Below are 22,044 nucleotides of genomic sequence, written 5' to 3' on the forward strand. Positions count from 1 at the left end.
TTCTTCTCTCCTTATCGAATGGCCGCCATAAACCGACGAACCGTTACTCCGTAATACACCGCATAGATGGCCGTATAGACACCCATCCATGCGAGAACAGGCACCGTGAAATTCATACTTAACAAGTTTGAAAAGGCGATGAGGGCGACCGTCGCATGCAAAATTCCGAGTGCGAACGGTGCGAGGAAAACGACGATGATCTGTTGACGCACCGTCCGTCGTACGTCCCGGTCGGATATCCCGATTTTTTGCAATATGGAGTACTTCGCCCGGTCATCCTCAGCTTCCGTCATCGTCTTGAAGTAGATGACGCTGCCTGTCGCGACGAGGAAGACGAGTCCGAGGAACGTTCCGACGAAGAGGAGGGCCCCGTTCATCGCCATCGTTTCTGCGTATACGTCCGGTGCGCTCGAGAACGATTCGAGCCCGAGATTCGCCAAACGTTCAGATTGAACTTGTTGATCTTTGAACGACTCCGTGAGGGCGACGTGATACGTCTCGCTCGGCTCCGTCATCGCTTGGAACACATCGTCTGAGACGACGAGGAACGTGCCACCGAACGTTATGACGTTGAGTGGTGAAGTTTCGGCACGTGTCGCGACTTCAAACGTCCCTGCTGAAAGTTCGACCGATTCGATCTCCTCCGAGTAACGCTCGTCATAGAACGGGTCAACCCACAACACCTCGTCCTCCGGAAACGATGCAGGTTCTTTCTGCCCGAGACCTTCGAGAAGGTGACGATAGGTCGACGCATCGATGACACCAAGCTCTCGCTCCCCATACTGTGCTTCCATCCGGATCGTCTTTTGTTCCACGCTTGATTCGAACGTCGCCCCTTTCACATCGACCGCCTCCCCTTTCCAAGCGTACGTGTACGGTGTATAGGATGCGACATTCTCTTCCGCGTAATAGTAGACACTGAAGATGGCACCACCGGCCGTAATCGCCGTCGCACTGATGATACTGATCAGTGTGAGCGTCTTGGCATTGCCACGGATGCGATAGAGCAGTTGTGACGTCGTCAACAAGTTGAGTCGTTTCCACGACCAGCGCTCATGTTGTTTGAGCCACGCCAACGCAAAAATCAACACGCTATGGAACAAGAGCGCCGAACCGATGACGCTCAATCCGATGATGAGTAGTGGCATCGCGAGCCCGAGCGTTCTCCAAAGCGACGACGTCATCAAGTCTTGAAGCGCGAGCCAATAGGCAACTCCGATTGTGAGGACACCCATCAGAGCGACCCATCCTCTCGCCGTCGGCACACCTTCTCCGCTCTTATCCGCATGAAACAGCTCGATCAACTTGAAGCGATAGATGACCCGATACCCTTGGAACGAAGTAAAGAGGAAAATGGCAAGAAACACGAGGAACGTCTCCAGGAGTGCCGACGCTGAGAAGGCAAACCCGATGTCGAGGTCGCTCTTCATGAGACGCATCAACAGTTGGAGAAGCGCGTTCGACCCGAAGAGCCCGAGAAGAATTCCGACAATCAATGACACCGCTCCGATGACGATGTTCTCAAATAAGAGCAACAGCCCGATTTGTTTCTTTCGGACCCCGAGTAGTGAGTAGAGCCCGACTTCCCGCTTTCGCCCTCTCAAGAAGAAGGCGTTCGAATAGGCGATGAAGAGCGCGACGAACAACATGAGGATGAACGTCGACGTACTCATCAGCCCACTGATTTTCTTCGATGTCTCCGCGAGCGCACTGATCTCATGGCTATGTTTGAGCGTCGCGAACGTGAAATAAATGACGATGGAGAAGATCGTCGTCCCGACGTAGAGCGCGTATCGCGACAAATTACGCGCGACGTTTTTCTTCGCGAGCTCAAATAGCGTCATCGACGGCACCGCCTTTCGCCAGCTCTTCGAGGATGGACTGATAGAACGCATCCCGTGACGCATTGCCACGAATCAGTTCCTTGTTCAAACGTCCATCCTGGATGTAGAGGACACGGCGACAGAAACTTGCTGCAAAGGCGTCATGCGTCACCATCATGATCGTCGTCTCGGCCTCGTTCAACCGTGCGAGCGTATCCAACAAATCTGTCGCTGACTTCGAGTCGAGCGCACCGGTCGGTTCATCGGCGAAGATGAGTTTCGGGTCCGAGATCAAGGCACGACAGACGGCCGTCCGTTGCTTCTGCCCACCTGAGATTTGATACGGGTACTGCTCGAGGATCCCTTCAAGCCCAAACCGCTTCGCCAACCGTTCGACTTTCTCTCGTGTCTCGTGAACAGGCGTCTTCGAGACGGCGAGTGGGAGCAACATGTTTTCCCGTACCGTCAACGAGTCGAGCAGGTTGTAGTCTTGGAAGATGAAGCCGAGATGGTCACGGCGGAAGTCGGCGAGGGCCTCCTCGTTCATCGACGCGATATCTTCCCCTTCCACGAGAATCTCACCGGACGTCGGTGTATCAATCGTCGCGAGGACGTTCAGTAGCGTCGATTTCCCGGCCCCGGACGGTCCCATGATTCCGACGAACTCACCGTGTTCGATGGTGAACGAGACGTCATCAAGCGCCTGAAACGTCGTATTTCCTTTCCCATATGTCTTTTGAATCGATTTCACTTGTAGTAATGTTTCCATGTTCAGCACCTCTTTCTGACTCTTACATTACGCCCCTTGCCTTAACTTCAACTCACGCGTACCTTACAAAATCCTTACGTGATATGCTTGATAAGAGGTGATGACGATGGAACAACCACGGATTCTCATCGTGGATGATGAACAAGATTTATGCACGTTGATGCAACGGGCACTCGAAAAGGAAGGAATTACGCAAATCCGGACCGCTCACACATTGAAGGACGGGTATGACGTCTTCGAGACGTTCCATCCGCATTTGGCGATTTTGGACGTCATGCTACCGGACGGGGAAGGTTATCAACTTTGCCAACAGATTCGGGCACACTCGAACATCCCCATCCTCTTCCTATCCGCTAAATCAGAAGAGGTCGACAAACTGCTCGGGCTCGCCATCGGGGGTGACGATTACATCACGAAGCCGTTCAGTCCGAAAGAAGTAGCCTTCCGCGTCAAAGCACAACTCAGACGGCTGTCGATGATGGAAACACCGATGGAAGAGACGACTGTCGGACCGTTCCTCATGAATGAAGATGAGACGGAAGTGTATATGAACGGCGAACGATTGGAATTGACGGCGAAAGAAGTCGGTCTCCTCGCCTGCTTTTTGCGAAACCCAAATCGGATTCTCAGCAAAGAGACCCTTTTTACACAAGTATGGGGCGAATCGTTTTTCGGTTCGGATAACACGGTCATGGTCCACATCCGACGTTTACGTGAAAAAATCGAGCCGAACCCGTCTGCCCCGACCTACATCAAGACGGTCAAAGGTCTCGGCTATCGGTTGACGGTGTAAGGAGCGATCATGATGAAATGGAAGCTGACCGGTCGCTATTTACTGTCGATTGTATTGATTGTCGCCATCGTCGTCTTTCTCAACATCACCATTCTGTTCGGACTTCTCGTCAATGACCGAACGGGTATCGATGATGTCGAAAGCAACTCAGGGGAGACGTTCACCCGTAACTTCAGCACGTACCTGTCACTCGAGGATGGAGAACCCGTCGTCTCAGCAGAAGGTCAGGAGGCGCTCGAGCAGTATGGGGCGTTCATCCGCTTTTTAGATGAGACGGGACGAGTCGTCAGTGAGATTGACGCACCGAGTGGTTTACCGGATGCCTATTCGCCGATTGAGCTGATTCAAATTTATAAATACATGGATGATGAGCTTCGCCTTTACTTCATCGGAGAGTTTGACGATTATAGCTACCTCATCGGTGTTCCGGACGCCAGCGAACGCCGGGCACTCTTTATGCTAGATGAACAAGCGATCCTCTCCTATATCGCAAAGGCGTTCCTTTGGATTCTTGTCGTCGATTTGCTCGTAGCCGCCTTAATCGGTCTTTTGTTTAGCTCCAGATTGACCCGCCCTGTCTATCGACTGACCGAGCGCATCCAACAACTGAAGCAACGTGATTTTTCGACATCCGAACCAAAACGTGTCGGGATTTATCGTCCTGTCTTCCATGACTTGAATGCGGTCTCCGAGACACTGACGACGTACGAACGACAACGCGAGGAACTCGATGAGCGACGGAAAGAATGGATGAGTAACGTGTCGCATGATTTGAAGACTCCACTCGCCTCGATTCAAGGATACGCCGAACTATTGGATGACGAATCGCTAGATGTAGCCGAGCGTAACCAATACGTACACGTGATCGAACGCCAGGCGAAATATATGAAAGAATTGCTCGATGACTTCAACTTGACGATGCGTCTGCAACACGGCGACTTCCCGCTCGCGCTAGAAGAGACCCGCCTCGAGCCGTTCGTTCGCGAACTCGTCATCGATGTGTTGAACGACCCCCGTTTCAGTGAGCGTCAGATTGAATTCGAGGCGACCACGGCAGCGACCGTTTCGATTGACCGTCACTTTATGAAACGTGCCCTGCTCAACTTCCTATATAACGCCCTTCTTCATAACGACGAATCGGTCATCGTGACGGTTCAGGTCCGTGATGATGTTGTAACAATCCAGGATGACGGAAGCGGGATTGCTGAAGCCGAATTGCCGTATATATTCGAACGCTATTACCGTGGAACGAACACGGACGATGCCCGTGGGAGCGGTCTAGGAATGGCCATTTCGCGTGATATCATCGAAGCGCACGGTGGGAAGGTCGAGGTCGAAAGTCATCAAGGACAAGGTACGACCATCCGAATTCTCTTCACCCCATAGCAAAAGGGACGCACTCAGGCGTCCCTTTTTTGTTTCATATAGTGATCAATCCATATCTCTAGTTCTTCGAGCGGCAGCGGCTTAGAGAAGTAATACCCTTGCATCTCATCGCAGCCGAGTTCGCGTAACGCATGCCATTGTTCAATCGTCTCGATCCCTTCACAGACGGTCTTCAAATTCAGTCCTCGCGCGAGGTCGACGATCGACTCGACGATGACGTTCCCGGTCGGATCGTTCTCGGTCACTTGGATGAACTGGCGATCAATTTTGATTTCATGAATCGGATAGTGCTTCAAGTAGACGAACGCTGAGAAGCCCGTCCCGAAGTCATCGATTGAAATCGAAAATCCTTCTTCACGGAACGCGACAAATCGGTCGATGACATGCTGTTGGTTTTCCATGCCGACACTCTCGGTAATTTCGAGCGTCAAATAGCTCGTACAGACACCCTCTTCCCGGGCAATTTGGGCGAATTTCTCGACGACTCCTTCAGACAAGAAGTGACGTGCTGATAAGTTGAGGGCAAGTGAATACCATTCTCCTCGATCATGCCATCGCTTGAGCTGACGACAGGCCGTCACGAACACCCACTCTTCTAAGTCAATGATGACTCCTGTCGATTCGGCGAGCGGGATGAAGTCGAGTGGAGGGACGAGACCTCGTTCGGGATGATTCCAGCGCATCAAACCTTCGAACCCTCTAAGCGCTCCAGTCGTCGCATCGATTTTCGGTTGGTAATACAACATAAACTCGTTTCCTGCGAGCCCACTTCGCAAATTCATTTCCAAGACCAGCCGGTTCGCCGCTTTCGTTCCCATTTCTTCTTCATAAAAGACAATCGCCGCCCGTTGAAGTACCCGTTCACTCGCGGCGATGCGTGCCCGATGAACCATCTCGAGCGTCGTGATGTCCTTTTGCTCGATGACGATGAACGCGCTCATCGTCAAGATGACTTCTAACTCATCGACAAGGAACGGATCGCGTACGAGAACTTCGCACAATTCATCCGCGACAGCATTCAGTTTGATTCGATCCCCATACGGTAACCAAATCGCAAATCCTGACTGCGACATACGACTCAGATTCGACTCGTCGACATAACGACGTAGGCGATTAGCCACTTCTCGGACAATCTCATCTGATTTTTCGATTCCGATCGCATCTTCGACCGAGCGAAAATCATCGACTTTCAAATAGACTAAGGCGCCCAGTTGTTGCGGTTGAAGCTGACGCTCCTCGTCCATCTTCTCGATGAAACCTGTATCTTTTAAAAGACCCGTCAATTCATCTATATAGGCTAGACGACGAATGTGTGTATCGACTGCCTGTCGATCGAGTCGGAAATAGAGAATTGAAATAAAATCCGTCAGTGTACTGACAATCAACTCTTCAAGGTATGTCCACTCCCGTAAGAAGAATGTCTCGCAACAAATCACACCTTTGGCGCGATTGTTCGCATAAATTGGGGCATCAAGCATTGAATGGATACGTTGTCCTTCTACAAAATACTCCGTGTATAGCCCCTTCACCCATGGATGGTTCCGAACATCTTCAAACGCAAGTACCCGATTTGTTTGAAGCGCATCAAAATATTCCGGGGCGAGTTCACGATGAACCGTCAGTCTTGGATAATGTGTCCCTGATTCGTGAGAATAGGCAACTTGGCATGAAATGGATTGATACGATGTGTCAAAATTCCAAATCGAGACCGTATCTACTGCCAACATATCGGCAACAATCTCACACATATATCGAATCGCCTCTTGCACCGTGTCTTCGGTCACAATCGGCATCCGGACGAGCTCGAACAGTTTCTCTTGATGTTTACGATATGTTCGGTTTGAAAAGTTCTTCTCGATCATCAGTCTGCTACCTCACCACATTTAATTTGACCTTATGATAGCATGAAACCTCTTATCTCACGTTTTCCAAAATTCAACAGAAAGTCAATGCTTCCTACTTTTTTGAATCAACTGAATAGGGATTTATTCCCACTTATAAATTATTGACCTACTTTATAAGAAAGAGATCCGAATTGACCATTTGTCCCATTGCTTGCACATTTCATCTCACCGTACAATGAAATTGTATTGTTTCACTTGTTGAATGTTTCGCTCTCATTTTTGAAAGGAAGTGACGCTATGAATCCAAAGTCAGGTCTCACCTATTCATTCGCGGCTCTCGCAGCGGTCAGCGTATTGGCGCATACAGATGAAGCCGCCGCCGCAAGCACACATACGGTGCGTTCCGGTGATACGTTGTGGTCCATTAGCCGATCCTACGACCTTTCCGTTTCGGCTTTAAAATCGTTGAACGGATTAACATCTGATGCGATCCGAGTCGGTCAAACCCTTCAAGTATCGGGTTCTGGGTCGACAGGCGGCTCGTCACTCTCAACGTCGAGCACGACGCGCATGGCGACGACCGATGCGTTAAATTTACGATCGGGCGCTGGGACGTCCCATCGGATCCTATTGACGATCCCAAAAGGAAAAGTCGTCACACCGATCCAAACGAACGGCTCATGGTCAAAAGTGAGCTACGGTGGTCAAACGGGGTGGGTGCATAACGGATATTTGAAAAAGACTTCAACGTCGACTTCCACAACACCCGTACCGACGACACCGCCTAGCGTGAAACCGAGTGCGACTACTGCGAAGACGACAGTCAACTTGAACCTCCGTGCTTCTAAGTCGACGAAAGCCAGTATCGTATTGACGATTCCAAAAGGGAAAGCCGTCACGGTGCTAAAACGTGAAGGTTCTTGGTCACAAGTCAAATATGGCTCACGCACAGGTTATGTCGCTCATACATATTTAACGACATCAGGATCCGCGACACCGTCTACACCTGTCACGACTACGCCAACTCCGAGCACACCTTCGGAAAATACGGTGAACCAGCAGTTTGTCACGACGGCGAACTTGAACGTACGCCAAGGCGCCGGCATCGGCTATGCACTCGTGACGACCATCCCGAACGGTACGGTCGTTCAAGCGACGAAACAGTCAGGTGACTGGTACTACGTCACGTATAACGGGAAATCTGGATATGTGAGTGCCGGATATTTGAAACAGACGACGACAACTCCAAGCAACCCAACCCCGAACGAAGGCGATGCCGGTGCTGGAAATGCAGAAGTCGATTATGTCGTCAACACGCCATCCTTGAATGTTCGGTCGAGCGCATCGACGAATGCGACGATTATCGGGAGCGTCAAGGCCGGACAGACACTACGCGTCGTTCAAGCGTCAAACGGCTGGCTACAAATCTACTATGGTAATACGGTCGGGTTTGTCGCTTCCGCTTACGTCAAGACGGTCTCAAAAGGCTCGACCGGCACCGAGGGACCGACGTGGGTAGAAGGTTCGTATGATGCGAATTCATACTATACGTATTACCCGACAGCGATTCGGGCACAGGCGAACGAGTCGAGCAGTACGGTCGGTTCAACACTTCGCGGAGAATTGTTGAACGTCATCGGGGAAACGACGACCCACTACAAGCTCGCGTCAGGATTCGTCGCAAAATCAGCTGTCACCGAAATCAAGGGTCAGAACGCGCAGGCGACACGACTTGCTACGATTCAGGTGGCCAAGCAATACGTCGGCACCCCATATGTATGGGCCTCATCTAGTCCCGCAAATGGTGGTTTTGATTGTTCAGGTCTCATCTATTATGTATTCAATCAGTCAGGCGTCAGCATCCCACGCACAAACGTGGCCAACTACTGGGGTGGTGCTTACTTCGGTCCACAGTTACCGACGTCGTTCGTCCCGCAAGCTGGTGACCTCGTCTTCTTTGAGAACACGTACACCGCAGGACCTTCACACATGGGCATCATGATCAACGCCGATACATTCATTCATGCTGGTTCGTTCGGATTAGGCTACAACCAAATCAGTAAAGAACTGTATTGGCAATCACGCTTGATTGGTTACAAACGACCGTGACTTTGGTCACGCCATAAAACCCGACGAAAGTCGGGTTTTTCTTTCGTTTTGCAGGATTTTCATCCGATGAAACGGAATCGGAAGTATGATGAAGGAAAAAAGGAGGTGCCGGATGGGCCAACCCCGTTTTGCTAAAATTCCATACCGTACCTACACGATGGTACTGGCAATCGCTTGTCTCATCGGTGTCCTATTGTTCGGACTCGGGACGAGTTATTACTGGCATGAAAAACAAGAAGCCATTGACGAGACGATTATAAACTTGAATCAGGCAGCAAACCTAGCTGGCGTCGAAGCATATGTCACCTTGTTCGAGGCGGCAACACGATATGAGGATCAATCGAATCAGTCGACATCATTCCTCTCTGTTCCCTATAAAGAGCGAGCGCTTCAATATAATGAACGACTGCAGAAAGACTTTGAATCAGGTGTGGACGAACAAGAACGAGAGACGCTTCAGACATTTTCGAATGACTTGGCAGACATTCTTGATGCAGAGCAGTTCGAAGCGGTCCCGTCTGATGTCATCAGTTCAATCAATCGGCGTTGGCTCTATCAAGCGCTCGAACAAACCAATCAACCGAACGCCACGTATGAGCTGACGGATGCGATGATGCGGATGCAATCGATGCTCATGCGGAATGGTGATGCATTATATCGTGAACCGATTGATGAAGAACAACTGATGAGTACCGTTGACTTAATCGTCAATGAAGCGATCATCATCCAAAAAATTATCGACCAGAACGAGGCGTTACAAACAAAAGCCGTCATCGATGTCGCGGAAAGTGGTCAATCGTTTGCGAATATGGCCAGTCGTGAAGCATCACTTGAAGCCCGTTACGTCAATTCGACGAACGTCTACGAAGATACCTACGCTGCCCTTCGCTCGATTCGTTCCACGTCCGAGACGATGTTGCAAGAGGAAAGTAAACATTTTCAAATCCTTGCCACGGCATCCTTTGTCGTGACGCTCCTCTTATCGCTCGGACTGATTTTCCTGCTCTACTATACGCGTAAACGGTACAATCACGATTTGGCACATTTGAAAGCACGTGCGCTCGCCATTGACCCAAGCTTAGATCCGGTCGAAGCGACGTTCCCAAAAACACATGACTTCCGTGGCATCGAGGATGAATTACGTGAGATTGCGGTGAGCGTCCATTCGACCGTCCATGAGCTCGAAAATCGCTCACAAGAGCTCGTTCGCTATCACGAACGTTGGTCATCGCTCTTCTCCGAGACGGGTCTCGCCATCGCCTTGATGGACGACTCATATAATCTGATGGAACGAAACGAGATGTTCCGTCAATTTTTCGGTGACCGAAACTTATACGAAATCAATCAACTGTTCACCGAGACGGGGCGGCGCCTGTTCGAGCAAGCACTCGAAGGCGTGACCGACCAAGGGACGAGCGCCCAGTTCATCATTCACTTAAAAGGTGAACACACACGCTATTTGAACATCAAACTCACCCCGCTCAAACGGGAAGAAAAACTGACGTACTATTTGATTGTCGAAGACGAGACCGACCGGGTCGAACGGGAGCGAAAAGTCGACCGACTCGTCCGCTTCGATTTGGCGACGAATCTCTATAACGAGTATGGCTTCATCAGAAAATGGGAGCGACAAGAGATTGACGGGGCGTTCGTCTTGATCCGATTACACGACTACCATCATCTCGTCGACTGGTACGACCCGGCGTATGCGGACCTACTCATGACGGAGTTCGCCCGCGCTGTGGAAACCCGTCTATCGAAATATGCGCACCATCTCTTCGGTCGTTACCGGGACGATACGTTCATGTTGTATGTCAGAGGATTCACTGCCGAAGATGAACATGAATTGTTGGAACTGTTCCCGAGCGAATTGATTGTCAATCACAAGCGGCAAAATGTACATATCCAAATCGGTGCGACCGAGACGAAAGCTGCGTATAATGACTGCCTATTCGAAGCGATGAAAGCTTTACAGCACGCGAAAGAAACGCGTACGCCTTCGGTTTGGTATGACTCAGACATTTTAGCTCAAATGCAACTCGCCGCCTTGATTGAACAGGCACTTCCGGATGCGATTCGAAAAGGTGACTTGACGGTCGCCTATCAGCCGCAAGTCGAACTGAAAACCGGACGCGTCGTCGGTGCGGAAGTACTCGCCCGTTGGACACATCCTGAGATGGGAATTATTCCACCGAACGAATTCATCCGAATCGCCGAGCGGTCTGATCAAATCCTTTGGCTGTCGCACAACATCCTCGACCTGACGATTGAACAACTCGTCGCTTGGCAAGGGACTTTGTTCGAAGACATCTCTCTCTCGTTCAACTTGTCGGCCCACTCGGTCGACCCATCAATCGTGACGAAACTTCGTGATTCGATTGAGAAATATCCATGGTTACCGGACCGTCTGAAAATCGAGTTGACAGAGTCATCGGATATCATGTCGTATGCGAGCGAACTCGAACGGTTAGAAGATATCGCCGACCTCGGGTATTGTCTCTCGATTGATGACTTTGGGACTGGGTACGCCTCATTCGAAGCGATTTGGCACTTACCGATTCAGGAAGTGAAAATCGATCGGATGTATGTGAGCGGGAAAGCAAAAGAGAGTACTTCTTTCTTACGCGCCGTCTCACGCTTTGCGAACGAGCAACAGTTAACCGCTCTCGCTGAAGGAATAGAGACCGAGAGCGACCTGTCCCGTATGATTCGGGAAGGAGTCGAACTCGGTCAAGGCTACTACTTCTCACCTGCACTCGATGCGGCTTCATTTGAATTATGGGTTAACACAAAGGGACACTCTACTTGAGTGTCCCTTTCTTCAGCGAGAACGAATGTCCTCATATAATTGCCTCGTCTCTTCTGCCGAGGACTGATTCAAATAAATCGGTTCTTCCGACCAATCGAGTCGAATGACCGGCTCGACATCACGGTCGATAAAGAGGAGAACGTCCTCCCCTGCTTTCGTCCGAAAATGTCCCGTCAGGCGTGATCCCGATTCCGCCCCACTCGTCCGTCTCGCGATTTCGGGTAACGTCGTCCACGTCACATCATCAAGTTCATCGAACGGAATCTCACGGCTGTAGCTCCCTTCAATGACGATCGTCGAATCTGTCACGGTCACCTCGGTCGGTTGACTGAACCAAAACATGAGCGCCGGCACTCCAACGAGTAAGACGACGGAGACAATGACAATCGGAATGAGACGTTTTTTACCACCCGGTCTCAAGCGTCCCGATTCGTCATAAATATTGCCGTCATACTTTTGCATACGCCAAAGCATGGCTACGATGAAGACCATCATCACGATAAAGAATGGAGCGAGCGGAATGTCCAATTCAAATCCTTCGATGAGCGCGATGAGGAGAAAGATGGCGCCAATCCCGTAACACATCCACGCGACGAGACGTGCCACTTTCTGAACGTTCACCCGCTCCTTCTTCTCCGTAGACATCGTATTGTAGCCCGAAATCAAATCGTGCCATCCGAGACGGTCCACTGCAAAACCGAGTGCGATGACGATGATCGCGGCCAATACAAGAATCCACATGTGCCTCACCTCCTCTTCTTTACTTTACGTCATCCGTCACGAAAAAGATTCATCCCACACAAAAACAGGACCGCTGAATGGAGCGGTCCCAAAGAAAATTCAGTTTGATGTCGGGGTGTTGGACGGTCGTTGCATCCGCCCGATGCCTTCATACGCGACGTCACCTGGGTCACGTGCGAACTTCCACGCATTCCGCGCATCAATCAACCGACGTTGACGCATGCCCGAGAAAGCTTCCGGTGCCAAGTTCACAAGCTCCTCCCACTCGGTGACGAGAATCGCATAATCTGCATCTTTCAACGCTTCTTCAACATTCGCCGCTTGCGGGTATTCCCATGTTGCGATTGGGTCATAGCCGATGACTTCGACATCTCGGGCGACCATATGGTGTGCGAGTAGAATCGACGGGGCATCTCGCATATCATCTGTTCCTGGTTTAAATGCCAAGCCGAGAATGGCGACACGCATCTTAGGTTCTAGATGAAGTTTCGACAATACGTACGGCGCTTGTGTTTCGTTCACTTTCGCTGCCGCCTTGATGACGCGAAGATTGACGTTGTTTTCTTTTGCGACATGAAGAAGCGCATCCATATCTTTCGGGAAACAAGAGCCCCCATATCCGATTCCAGCGTTGAGGAACGAACGCCCAATCCGTGGATCGAGCCCCATCCCGTCCGCAATCGTCGTGATGTCAGCCCCTGCCTCATCGGCTAGACGAGACAAGTCGTTCATGAAGCTGATTTTTGTCGCCAAAAAGGCGTTCGAAGCATATTTGATGAGCTCGGCATTGATTGGCGTCGTGCAGATGAGCGGAACACCAAGTCGGCCATAAATCCCCGCCAACTCTTCGCAAACCTCAAGGTCCTCACATCCGATGACGACACGATGTGGTTTCATGACATCCGCAAGGGCACGCCCTTCTTGTAAAAACTCAGGTACGATTGCAAACGTATGAGAAGGATACATGATCTTCAACAAATCCGTCGTGCCAGGTGGGACCGAGCTACGAATGACGATTTTATGCTTCGTCTTCAATTCGGAAAGAGCCGTCTCGATATAAAAAAGGTCGCAACTTCCATCGGGTTTGCTCGGTGTGCCGACCGCGAGAACCAAATAGTCGACGTGCTCCGCATCCGCGATTTCGTCGGTCAACGTGATTTGATCGGCGTGTTCTTGTAACACGTCCGCCATGCCCGGTTCGTGGAATGGAGGGTGACCACTCTTCAGGAGACCTAACTTCCCTTGGTGCGTCTCGACCCCGATGACTTCATGACCGGCTTTGGCCAATCCGCATAGTGTTGCCAATCCAACATATCCTAAGCCTATTATTCCAAATTTCACATCAGTTCCTCCTTCAATCATCTTTCCTAAGCGTACTCAAATATGCTCGCGAAGTGAAGCTTCTAACACTCTCTCAATGTTCTTTGCTATAATGAGTCAAAATGATGGGTGAAAGGACAAACCACATGGGCTTAATCGCTTTCTTTTTGGTAACATTATTGATTTATTTTTGGCTTCCAGTCCGGGGGGGACTGAAAACCTTTTTACTCGTATTGATCATGGTGAGTGGTTGGCTCTCCATCTTTGAACTCGTTTCAATCTTAGAAGCTCGGCCATGGGTATTCGCTCCAATCCTGATTGTCATTGCGTCAGTGATTTGGAAAGTGCAACGCGACCGAAAACAGCAAATGAAGAAAAGTGTTTGACCTCGGTCGGATGCTTTTTCTTTTTGCACTATTCGAGAAAGCTTGTGAATTTCCTGCATGCATGCAAAAATCCCCGTGTGATTGACGGGGATTTAGCTCAAGTCTCATACAATCAAAGATGATTCATGCTGTCACTCTTTTTTGGGGGATAGCTGTCTCTGCAACACGATCCGCTCCATCAAAAGTACTCCGTCCGTTTGATCGATTTCGGTGAATCCGTGTCGAGTATAAAAGGTAATCGCCTTTGTGTTCGTCGGTTCGACGTGTAAACGAATTCGATCTTTCCCGGCAAGTGCTGACTCGATGAGTAATCCTTCAAATAATTCATGTCCGCTTCCAGCCGGCGCTTCAGGCAATACACAAATATGGCTGATGAATACGATATCTGTATCCATGTATGCAGAGAGTAATCCGACGATGTGATTGTCCTGCCATATCTCAAATGAAGTTGCCCGATCGTGCAGTTTCATCGAATATGCTTGTAAATCGACCCGATCCGATAAATTCGTCGGAAACAATTGATCACAAGCCTCGAAGTGAGTCATATAGTCGGAAACTGTTCCAAAGTTACGTTTCATCATCATCCCTCCAAGACGGCTAAACCAAATCCACGTCGACCAAACTCATTCCCGTTATAAAGAAGATAATGGCGACCTTTCATTTCAAATACGTGCGGATAGCATTCCATATCCGCGTCCCAACCGCTATCGCTTCTCTCGAATCCTAACGCTGCATCGTCCCTTGTCCATTCAACTAGATTATCGGAATACGCATAGCCGAGCCGGTATCCACGCAACGGGTCAGTCCGAAATCCGAACGTGTCTCGGAAGCAAAAGATCATATGATAACGTCCATCCCACTCAAACACAGTCGGAAGTGCCTGACTCTCATCTTGAATCGTGTCTGGGATGATTCTCCCCCGCCGGTTGAACGTCTGCCCATCCTCTGACGTGGCCAAAGCAATCTTATATGTTCGCTCCGATACCCCGTCCGCACCTTCCTTCCATGTCGTTCCGTAAATGTAGAACATATACTGTTGTTCACGTGTGACGACAAATGGATCACCGACGAGAAAAGGTTCATCGACACTTGCCGACAGCACGGGTCCGTCCCCGAGTCGCTCGAACGTCAATCCATCATCATAACTGATCGACAATCCAATTCCCGTCTCGACCGATACGGAGTCACGGCGGCTCCAACCACTCGTATAGCCATACAGCCCATTCAGTGTCCGGGTGACATGAAACGGAAAAATTCCATGCTCATCGAAAGTACCTAACTTCCCAAGTGGGATGACTTGATCTGTAGACACACGAATCAATTCGAAATCATGGGACATATCGATATAACGGATATGACTCTTGAACTGTTCACCATCTGGCTCACGAGTAGAAAAGTAGATTCGGACAAATTCATCGAAGACGAGCGCCTGCGGGGATTGGGCGAACGCTGAGTAATCTCCGAAGAATCCGTATTCTGTCGGATCGAAGAGATGTCCAAGCTTCTTCCACTTCATCTCGTCTCCTCCTTCCGCTCAGCGATCCCGAAACCTTCCCTTCCTACTTCATTACCTAGATAAAGCAAATATCGTTTCCCGTTTAACATGAACGTATGTGGATAGGCGACCATCTCATCATCAAACCCTGATTCAGAACGTGTGAACTGCATGACCGAGTCGTCCCGTGTCCAGTCCATCAAGTCCGGGGACGATGCATAGCCAATCCGATACGTCCGTTCAGGGTTTTTCCGGTAGTCTGTCGCATCACGATAACAGAAAAACATGTGATAAAGACCATCCTCATAAAACACATCCGGACTTGCCTGCGCCTCGTCCGGGAGCACACTCTCAATCAAGTCTCGCCCGGCTTTCACCCAAGTTACCCCATCTGTTGACGTCGCAAGACGAATCTTATAGACCGATTCAGGACGTTCCCCATCCAAAATCCATTCTCGTCCGGCAATATAGAACAGATACCACGTGTCATTGAAACGACGAATCTTCGGACCACTCAAAATGAACGGTTCGTCTAGCGTGTAAGATAGAATCGGTCCCGGACCAACGCGCTCGAACGTGCGTCCGCCATCGCTGCTGACTGCTTTTCCAATGTTCACATTGAACGGGACGGATACAGTGCGCGTCCACCCCCCGTAATAGGCGTGAACTTCATCCCCCACGTCAATCACCGAAAAGGGATAGACACCAAACTCATCGAATGTGCCGCGTTCCCCAAGTTCGAGTACGGGGCGCTCACTCACCCGAAGAATTGAAAAATCATCCTTTGAGACATCCACATAACCGCTATAACTGACATAACGACCATCAACTGGCTTCGGTCGACAACTGAAATAGATCCGTAAGTAGGTATCACGTTCGAGAACACACGGTCCTTGTGCGAACGCGTCCATCCAATCGAGCGATGCATCCCTTTGAGGACTGAAGAAAAGACGTCGATTGATCCATTCAAATGAGGTGTTCAACGTTTCCATCCTCTTCTTCCTTTCCGTGTTTGACTTGGATAGTAGCGTTCAAATGAGCGTATACGCATTCAGCAAATCGCGCATCTTCGACTTTGAATTGAACATCATGACATCGATCATCGACAAATCAGGGACGAACGGATGTGTGAATTGCGGATATTCGATTCGGTCCATCTTTATAAAATCCAGCGGGATGCCTGATTTTGCAAACATGTCTTTTTCGTACAGTGCTTGCCCTCCAATGGCATTGATATAATGGTCCGTATTTAAAGATCGACAAATTTCGATGACTAGCTCCTCACGTTTCAACGATTTATCATAATCGAGTGAGGAGGCGACTAGTAATTCAGTATCCAGTTCCAGATAGTTGCGTATTTCGGTCAATAACTTCTCGAGATAGACGGCAACATTCGGTTCCTCGTCATTCATGATTCGCTCAATCATCGGCATGACCTCTCCATAATAAGGGGCATGCTTATACGCATGACTGAGTAAGCGTATTTGATAATGTTCATGCACCAAATCAATGATGCGATTGTGTTCACAAATTTTTTTATGTTGCGTCATGTGATCGATTTTCATATGAATTTGCTTCATTCCGCCTTCTAGTAAGATGCGGTTACGTTGAATCCAGCCTCTCTTCACAAATTGGACGTTATCGAGAATGACAAATGTATCCACTGCATTCATCAATTGAAAGTATCCGAGATAAGGAAAGTAGTAAGGCTGCATGATGCCTAGCTTCAACTTCGTCATCCCCTTTTGTTCGATTAACTCAACCGTAAGGAACGCATGCGAATCAACCATTCTGTTAATACAGGGTGCCGTAACATCATATAAGGGCGCAGTCGCTCTCTTCCTGTAAAGCGTTCCAAGTATTGATCATAGCGGGATGCCTTCAGCGCTTTGTAATCACGTTTGAGACGATGCAGTGAAACTTCGAAGGAGAGACGAGAAATTTCGATTTCTGGATGAAACTTTTTATCCGTGTATGAATCAAACGCATCTAGGAATCGAATGAACTTCTCTGTTCTCTCAATATCAATTGCGCGATTGGTCTTGCTCCACATCGTTGTGACCGATCCGACAACACCGTAACGATACACACTCATCACTTCCGGCATATAGTAGGCGTATCCTTGACTGGCAACGTGGAGTTTGATAGCTCCGTCAATCGCCGGCGTGTCCCAGACCCAGTCTAATAAGCGATCGGTATGCCCATTCCGATACAGCATGGACATCGTCGGAATAAAACCGAGTAATTGTAACTCTCCGGCGTTATATGTCCGAGGCTCACTCGACGCATATTTCTTGTTCTCAGGCATCCATGGAATCACACGCCATTCGGGATGCAGCGTGCCGTTCGTTTCCACATATGCATCATGAAAACAAAGCGTACAGTCGGGATGGGCTTCCATATAATCGACCTGTTTTTGTAACTTCTTTGGATCCGTCCAATAGTCATCCCCGTCACAAAGTGCGATATATTTCCCACAAGCCCTTTCGTCATTTAACAAATTGACATACACACCTTTGGAGAATTGGTTTTCTTGTTGATAGATTACCCGAATTTTGTCAGGATATTTCGCTTCGTAACTTCGAACGATCTCCGCTGTCCGGTCGGTTGAGGCATCTTCATGAATCAGAATTTCCACTTCGAAATCCGTTTCCTGCATCAAGAATCCTTCAATCGTTTTGGCGATGTAAGGTTCATGGTTGTATGTGATGCAATTGACGCTTACCATCACCATGTCAGCTTCCTCCTTTTTCATACTTTACGGTAGCGATATTTGTTAACATGTTATTTTGTTGCATCGTCTGATCTCCCATGAATTCCTCCATCGTTGCCGTTTTTTCAGGGGTAATGCCGTCACGAATCAATACTTTGTACACCGTTCGGGCGATAATCCACCAGTCATGCCGAAACGTCACATGGTCTACATAGTAGACATCGAGTTCGAACCGATCTTCCCACGATAATAAATTGCGTCCACTCACTTGTGCGAGACCTGTCAATCCAGGGCTCACCTCATGTCGCCGTTTCTGACGCTCATTATAGCGTGGCAAATATTCGACAAGAAGCGGACGTGGACCGACAATCGCGATGTCCCCTTTTATAATATTGATGAGGCTAGGTAACTCATCGATACTGAGAGAACGAAGGGTCAGACCGAATGGCGTGAAACGCATTTCATCTGGGAGCAACGCACCGTTCTCATCCCGTTCATTTGTCATCGTCCGAAACTTGATCATCTCGAAGACGACTCCGTCTTTCCCTGGACGTTGTTGCTTGAAGAAAATAGGACTACCTAGTTTGAGTCGAATCATCAGACCGACAATCAACATGACGGGACTCAACACCAAAAGAGCGAGTGACGCCAAGATGACGTCTTGTGGTCGTTTAATGTACTGTTCATACATGTTGAATCGTCCTTTCTCATAAGGAAGAGTACATGGAGTCATAATAACTGCGATATTCACCCGAAACGATTCGTTCCACCCATTCTGGATGTGTACGATACCAGTCAATCGTCTCTTCAATCCCTTGTTCAAAACGATAGCGTGGTGTCCACCCGAGCTCGTCACGCATTTTCGAAGCATCAATCGCATAGCGCCGGTCATGCCCCGGGCGATCGGTCACGAATTGAATCATGTCTTCTGATTGATTGAACGCTTTTAAAATGGTACGAACGAGGTCCAAGTTCGTCTTTTCATTATGACCTCCAATGTTATAGACTTCCCCGAATCGTCCATGTTGTCGAACAAGGTCGATGGCCTCGCAATGGTCCGCTACGTGTAACCAGTCACGAACATGTCCACCATCTCCGTAAACGGGGAGCAACTTGCCCGTCATGCAGTTGTGAACCATGAGTGGAATCAATTTTTCTGGGAACTGATAAGGCCCATAGTTATTGCTGCATCGTGTCGTTTTAACAGGAAGTCCATACGTTTCGTGGTATGAACGGACAAGAAGGTCTGAACTTGCTTTTGAGGCTGAGTATGGACTATTCGGTGCAATCGGTGAGTCTTCTGTAAAGTAGCCGGTTTCCCCGAGCGACCCATACACTTCATCTGTCGAGACATGGACAAAGCAGACGCCTTCCCGATATTCTCGGCTATATTTGTCATCCGGGAAACGTTTCCAATGACGTTTCGCCACATCGAGCAGTACTTGTGTGCCGAGGATGTTTGTAGATAAAAACAATTCTGGTTCAAGGATGCTTCGGTCGACATGCGATTCAGCTGCGAAGTGAACGACTTCATCCACTTCGAACAACGTGAATAGTTCATCGATGGCCGCGCGATCTCGGATGTCCACTTTTCGGAAAACATACAATGAATCGTTCTCAAACTCTTTGATGTTTTCGAGATTGCCCGCATACGTCAAGACATCGACATTAAGAATGCGGGACGTTGGATGTTTCGCCCGAAAGTGTTTTATGAAATTTGAACCGATGAACCCGGCTCCGCCAGTCACTAGGATCGTATGCATGCGTCTGTTCCCCTTCCTCTGCGAGTGAGATTAAATATTGACCATAGTCGGTCATCTTGAGGGTCAAGCCGATATCTTGCAACTGTTCGCGTGTAATGAAGCCACGTCGCCAGGCAATCTCTTCAAGACAGGCGATGTAATAACCTTGTCGTTCTTGTACCGTTTGAACGAAAATCGAGGCTTTGATCATTCCTTCCGGCGTTCCCGTATCAAGCCAAGCCATGCCCCGACCAAACAAGACAACATTCAATTCTCCACGCTCTAAATACATATTGTTGATCGACGTGATTTCAAGCTCTCCCCGAGGAGACGGTTTGACCTGTTTCGCAAATGTGACGACTTGATTGTCATAGAAATATAGTCCAGGAACCGCATAATTGGATTTAGGGACGCTTGGCTTTTCTTCGATGGAGACGACGCGGCGGTCTTCATCAAACTCGACGACACCAAAGGCACGAGGGTCTTTGACCGGATAACCGAACACTGTCGCTCCCGTCGTTTTGGCTTGTGCATTTCTTAAGAATCGGGTCAAGTCAGGCCCATAGAAGACATTGTCCCCTAAGATGAGGCAAACCGAATCATCTCCGATAAAGTCCTCCCCTAAGATAAACGCATCTGCCAATCCGACCGGCTTCGTTTGAACTTTGTACGTGATTTCAATCCCAAGTTGATGTCCGTCACCGAAGAGGCGTTCATACCCTCCGATGTCTTGTGGTGTGGAGATGATCAACACTTCACGGATACCTGCTAACATCAACACCGACATTGGATAGTAGATGAGCGGTTTGTCGTAAATCGGCAACAGTTGCTTAGATACGGCTTTCGTCATCGGATAGAGGCGCGTTCCGTTCCCGCCCGCTAGTATGATCCCTTTCATGGTGTCATCATCCCTTCTCTCAAAATGTCACAAATGCGTGTGACGTCGGTCGGTGTCAAATCAGGATAGAGTGGCAACGTAAGGACGCGATCGGCGATTTGTTGAGCGATCGGTGTCCGTCGGCTCGCAAATCGATTTTCCATCCAGTCATAGTCCGTGACGAGGGGATAAAAATACTTTCTCGTCAAGACACCTTTTGCCGCCAGCACCTCTTCCATCTCGTCTCGGCGGTTAACCGCATCCGTGAACACGATTGGATAGTACGAATGGTTTGGATGGACGCCTGGCTGAAGTTCGAGAACGCGAATGCCCGGAATTCCTTTCAATGAGGCGTCGTATTGTTCCCGAATTTGCTTCCGCTTCGCCATCATTTCATCGATATGGCGTAGATTACATAACCCCATCGCCGCCTGAAATTCATTCATCTTAGCATTTCCACCTGGTTCTTTGACCGTTTCAGGACCGGTAATGCCGAAGTTCTTTAGTCGTTCGAAGCGTTTTTTTAGTTCTGGGTCATTGAATGTAAGTGCTCCGCCTTCAATCGTATGGAACACTTTCGTCGCATGAAAACTGAACATCGACACATCCCCGAACGTTCCGATTCCGCGTCCGTTCACCGTGACACCGAACGTATGGGCCGCATCGTAAATCACCTTCAAGTGATGTTTTTTCGCAATCGCCTCAATGGCTTCGACATCACAAACATTTCCATATACGTGCACGGGTAGAATGGCGGATGTTTTCGAGGTGATCAACCGCTCGATTTTTGAAGCATCCAGCGTATAGTTGTCTGCCCGAATGTCTCCAAAGACCGGTGTCAATCCTTTTCGGACCAACGCGTGTGTCGTCGAGGCGAACGTAAACGGTGTCGTGATGACTTCTCCTGTCAACTCGAGCGCCTCAATCGCCGTCTCTAATGCCAAGTGACCGTTCGTGAAAAGTGCTACCTGTTCGACATTCAAATAGTCTTTCAATGCTTGTTCGAGTTGTTGATGCTTCGTCCCACTGTTCGTCAGCCATTTAGATTCCCATAACGACCGAATCTCTTCCACATATTCTTCAAATGGAGGGAGTGCCGACTGAATGACCGGAATGACGGGGTCACGCGATGGTAACGGTGGTGTACTCGATTGAATATCAACGATGTGTAACATATTCTCCCTCCTCATTCGGTCGGTGATTATCGACAAGTGCGTGCAATTCTACGTTTGAATGA

General features: G+C 49.2%; 19 protein-coding genes. 5 read left to right on the forward strand and 14 right to left on the reverse strand.

Features of this window, described 5'->3' with window-relative positions:
• Positions 1–11 precede the first annotated feature (11 nt).
• Together KNO86_RS06200 and KNO86_RS06205 are read right to left on the reverse strand one after the other, a co-directional pair.
• A complete protein-coding gene (locus KNO86_RS06200) occupies positions 12–1,844 on the reverse strand; it encodes an ABC transporter permease (protein ID WP_214694134.1) in 1,833 nt (610 codons plus the stop codon).
• The gene (locus tag KNO86_RS06205; RefSeq protein ID WP_214694136.1) at positions 1,831–2,592 is read right to left on the reverse strand and encodes an ABC transporter ATP-binding protein; all 762 of its coding nucleotides are present in this window, start codon (positions 2,590–2,592) and stop codon (positions 1,831–1,833) included. Before KNO86_RS06205 ends, KNO86_RS06200 begins: the two co-directional genes overlap by 14 nt.
• 106 nt (positions 2,593–2,698) lie before the next feature.
• Between KNO86_RS06205 and KNO86_RS06210 the strand changes: the two genes are divergently transcribed.
• Together KNO86_RS06210 and KNO86_RS06215 are read left to right on the forward strand one after the other, a co-directional pair.
• A complete protein-coding gene (locus KNO86_RS06210; RefSeq protein ID WP_214694138.1) occupies positions 2,699–3,385 on the forward strand; it encodes a response regulator transcription factor in 687 nt (228 codons plus the stop codon).
• A gap of 12 nt (positions 3,386–3,397) precedes the next feature.
• Positions 3,398–4,771, forward strand: a complete 1,374-nt coding sequence (locus tag KNO86_RS06215) for a sensor histidine kinase (protein WP_353047684.1) — start codon at positions 3,398–3,400, stop codon at positions 4,769–4,771.
• A 14-nt stretch (positions 4,772–4,785) separates the two neighbouring features.
• On the opposite strand, the gene KNO86_RS06220 is transcribed toward KNO86_RS06215, so the two are convergent.
• Positions 4,786–6,633 (reverse strand): sensor domain-containing phosphodiesterase, encoded by a 1,848-nt coding sequence (locus KNO86_RS06220; RefSeq protein WP_214694142.1) that lies wholly within the window; start codon positions 6,631–6,633, stop codon positions 4,786–4,788.
• 279 nt (positions 6,634–6,912) lie between these two features.
• On the opposite strand from KNO86_RS06220, the gene KNO86_RS06225 reads away from it, so the two are divergent.
• Together KNO86_RS06225 and KNO86_RS06230 are read left to right on the forward strand one after the other, a co-directional pair.
• The gene (locus tag KNO86_RS06225) at positions 6,913–8,724 is read left to right on the forward strand and encodes a C40 family peptidase (RefSeq protein WP_214694144.1); all 1,812 of its coding nucleotides are present in this window, start codon (positions 6,913–6,915) and stop codon (positions 8,722–8,724) included.
• A gap of 112 nt (positions 8,725–8,836) precedes the next feature.
• Positions 8,837–11,533, forward strand: coding sequence for an EAL domain-containing protein (locus KNO86_RS06230; protein WP_214694146.1), 2,697 nt, complete (start codon positions 8,837–8,839; stop codon positions 11,531–11,533).
• A 12-nt stretch (positions 11,534–11,545) separates the two neighbouring features.
• On the opposite strand, the gene KNO86_RS06235 is transcribed toward KNO86_RS06230, so the two are convergent.
• Positions 11,546–12,274 carry a DUF3784 domain-containing protein gene (locus KNO86_RS06235; RefSeq protein ID WP_214694148.1) on the reverse strand — a complete coding sequence of 243 codons (729 nt, stop codon included), beginning with the start codon at positions 12,272–12,274 and terminating at the stop codon, positions 11,546–11,548.
• Between the two features lie 99 nt (positions 12,275–12,373).
• A complete protein-coding gene (locus tag KNO86_RS06240) occupies positions 12,374–13,615 on the reverse strand; it encodes a UDP-glucose dehydrogenase family protein (protein WP_214694150.1) in 1,242 nt (413 codons plus the stop codon).
• A 104-nt stretch (positions 13,616–13,719) separates the two neighbouring features.
• Between KNO86_RS06240 and KNO86_RS06245 the strand changes: the two genes are divergently transcribed.
• Positions 13,720–13,980 (forward strand): hypothetical protein, encoded by a 261-nt coding sequence (locus KNO86_RS06245; protein ID WP_214694152.1) that lies wholly within the window; start codon positions 13,720–13,722, stop codon positions 13,978–13,980.
• Between the two features lie 131 nt (positions 13,981–14,111).
• Here the strand turns inward: KNO86_RS06245 and KNO86_RS06250 are convergent, their stop codons facing one another.
• The 9 genes from KNO86_RS06250 to KNO86_RS06290 are packed head-to-tail and all read right to left on the reverse strand — an operon-like array spanning position 14,112 to position 21,982.
• Positions 14,112–14,558 carry a GNAT family N-acetyltransferase gene (locus KNO86_RS06250; protein WP_214694154.1) on the reverse strand — a complete coding sequence of 149 codons (447 nt, stop codon included), beginning with the start codon at positions 14,556–14,558 and terminating at the stop codon, positions 14,112–14,114.
• Between the two features lie 2 nt (positions 14,559–14,560).
• Positions 14,561–15,496, reverse strand: a complete 936-nt coding sequence (locus KNO86_RS06255) for a glycoside hydrolase family protein (RefSeq protein ID WP_214694155.1) — start codon at positions 15,494–15,496, stop codon at positions 14,561–14,563.
• Positions 15,493–16,467: a glycoside hydrolase family protein gene (locus KNO86_RS06260; RefSeq protein WP_214694157.1), complete on the reverse strand. Its 975-nt coding sequence runs from the start codon at positions 16,465–16,467 to the stop codon at positions 15,493–15,495. The genes KNO86_RS06255 and KNO86_RS06260 overlap by 4 nt, the downstream gene beginning before the upstream one ends.
• A gap of 39 nt (positions 16,468–16,506) precedes the next feature.
• Positions 16,507–17,205, reverse strand: coding sequence for a WbqC family protein (locus KNO86_RS06265; protein ID WP_251126944.1), 699 nt, complete (start codon positions 17,203–17,205; stop codon positions 16,507–16,509).
• Positions 17,206–17,228: 23 nt separating this feature from the next.
• Positions 17,229–18,209 carry a glycosyltransferase gene (locus tag KNO86_RS06270; protein ID WP_214694159.1) on the reverse strand — a complete coding sequence of 327 codons (981 nt, stop codon included), beginning with the start codon at positions 18,207–18,209 and terminating at the stop codon, positions 17,229–17,231.
• A gap of 1 nt (position 18,210) precedes the next feature.
• Positions 18,211–18,879 carry a sugar transferase gene (locus KNO86_RS06275; protein ID WP_214694161.1) on the reverse strand — a complete coding sequence of 223 codons (669 nt, stop codon included), beginning with the start codon at positions 18,877–18,879 and terminating at the stop codon, positions 18,211–18,213.
• A 16-nt stretch (positions 18,880–18,895) separates the two neighbouring features.
• Entirely contained in the window at positions 18,896–19,951 is a 1,056-nt protein-coding gene (gene rfbB, locus KNO86_RS06280) for a dTDP-glucose 4,6-dehydratase (RefSeq protein WP_214694163.1), read from the reverse strand.
• Positions 19,857–20,828: a glucose-1-phosphate thymidylyltransferase RfbA gene (rfbA, locus tag KNO86_RS06285; protein WP_214694165.1), complete on the reverse strand. Its 972-nt coding sequence runs from the start codon at positions 20,826–20,828 to the stop codon at positions 19,857–19,859. Before rfbA ends, rfbB begins: the two co-directional genes overlap by 95 nt.
• Complete coding sequence (locus KNO86_RS06290) at positions 20,825–21,982, reverse strand: DegT/DnrJ/EryC1/StrS family aminotransferase (RefSeq protein ID WP_214694167.1); 1,158 nt, start codon at positions 21,980–21,982, stop codon at positions 20,825–20,827. The genes rfbA and KNO86_RS06290 overlap by 4 nt, the downstream gene beginning before the upstream one ends.
• Positions 21,983–22,044: the final 62 nt, after the last annotated feature.

It is taken from the genome of Exiguobacterium sp. s160 (genome assembly GCF_018617575.1).
Classification (GTDB): domain Bacteria; phylum Bacillota; class Bacilli; order Exiguobacteriales; family Exiguobacteriaceae; genus Exiguobacterium; species Exiguobacterium aestuarii_A.

Coding starts and splice junctions, on each gene's coding strand:
- KNO86_RS06200 (WP_214694134.1), bottom strand. CDS start 1,844: ATGACGCTATTTGAGCTCGCGAAGAAAAACGTCGCGCGTAATTTGTCG.
- KNO86_RS06205 (WP_214694136.1), bottom strand. CDS start 2,592: ATGGAAACATTACTACAAGTGAAATCGATTCAAAAGACATATGGGAAA.
- KNO86_RS06210 (WP_214694138.1), top strand. CDS start 2,699: ATGGAACAACCACGGATTCTCATCGTGGATGATGAACAAGATTTATGC.
- KNO86_RS06215 (WP_353047684.1), top strand. CDS start 3,398: ATGAAATGGAAGCTGACCGGTCGCTATTTACTGTCGATTGTATTGATT.
- KNO86_RS06220 (WP_214694142.1), bottom strand. CDS start 6,633: ATGATCGAGAAGAACTTTTCAAACCGAACATATCGTAAACATCAAGAG.
- KNO86_RS06225 (WP_214694144.1), top strand. CDS start 6,913: ATGAATCCAAAGTCAGGTCTCACCTATTCATTCGCGGCTCTCGCAGCG.
- KNO86_RS06230 (WP_214694146.1), top strand. CDS start 8,837: ATGGGCCAACCCCGTTTTGCTAAAATTCCATACCGTACCTACACGATG.
- KNO86_RS06235 (WP_214694148.1), bottom strand. CDS start 12,274: ATGTGGATTCTTGTATTGGCCGCGATCATCGTCATCGCACTCGGTTTT.
- KNO86_RS06245 (WP_214694152.1), top strand. CDS start 13,720: ATGGGTGAAAGGACAAACCACATGGGCTTAATCGCTTTCTTTTTGGTA.
- KNO86_RS06250 (WP_214694154.1), bottom strand. CDS start 14,558: ATGAAACGTAACTTTGGAACAGTTTCCGACTATATGACTCACTTCGAG.
- KNO86_RS06255 (WP_214694155.1), bottom strand. CDS start 15,496: ATGAAGTGGAAGAAGCTTGGACATCTCTTCGATCCGACAGAATACGGA.
- KNO86_RS06260 (WP_214694157.1), bottom strand. CDS start 16,467: ATGGAAACGTTGAACACCTCATTTGAATGGATCAATCGACGTCTTTTC.
- KNO86_RS06270 (WP_214694159.1), bottom strand. CDS start 18,209: ATGGTGATGGTAAGCGTCAATTGCATCACATACAACCATGAACCTTAC.
- KNO86_RS06275 (WP_214694161.1), bottom strand. CDS start 18,879: ATGTATGAACAGTACATTAAACGACCACAAGACGTCATCTTGGCGTCA.
- rfbB (WP_214694163.1), bottom strand. CDS start 19,951: ATGCATACGATCCTAGTGACTGGCGGAGCCGGGTTCATCGGTTCAAAT.
- rfbA (WP_214694165.1), bottom strand. CDS start 20,828: ATGAAAGGGATCATACTAGCGGGCGGGAACGGAACGCGCCTCTATCCG.
- KNO86_RS06290 (WP_214694167.1), bottom strand. CDS start 21,982: ATGTTACACATCGTTGATATTCAATCGAGTACACCACCGTTACCATCG.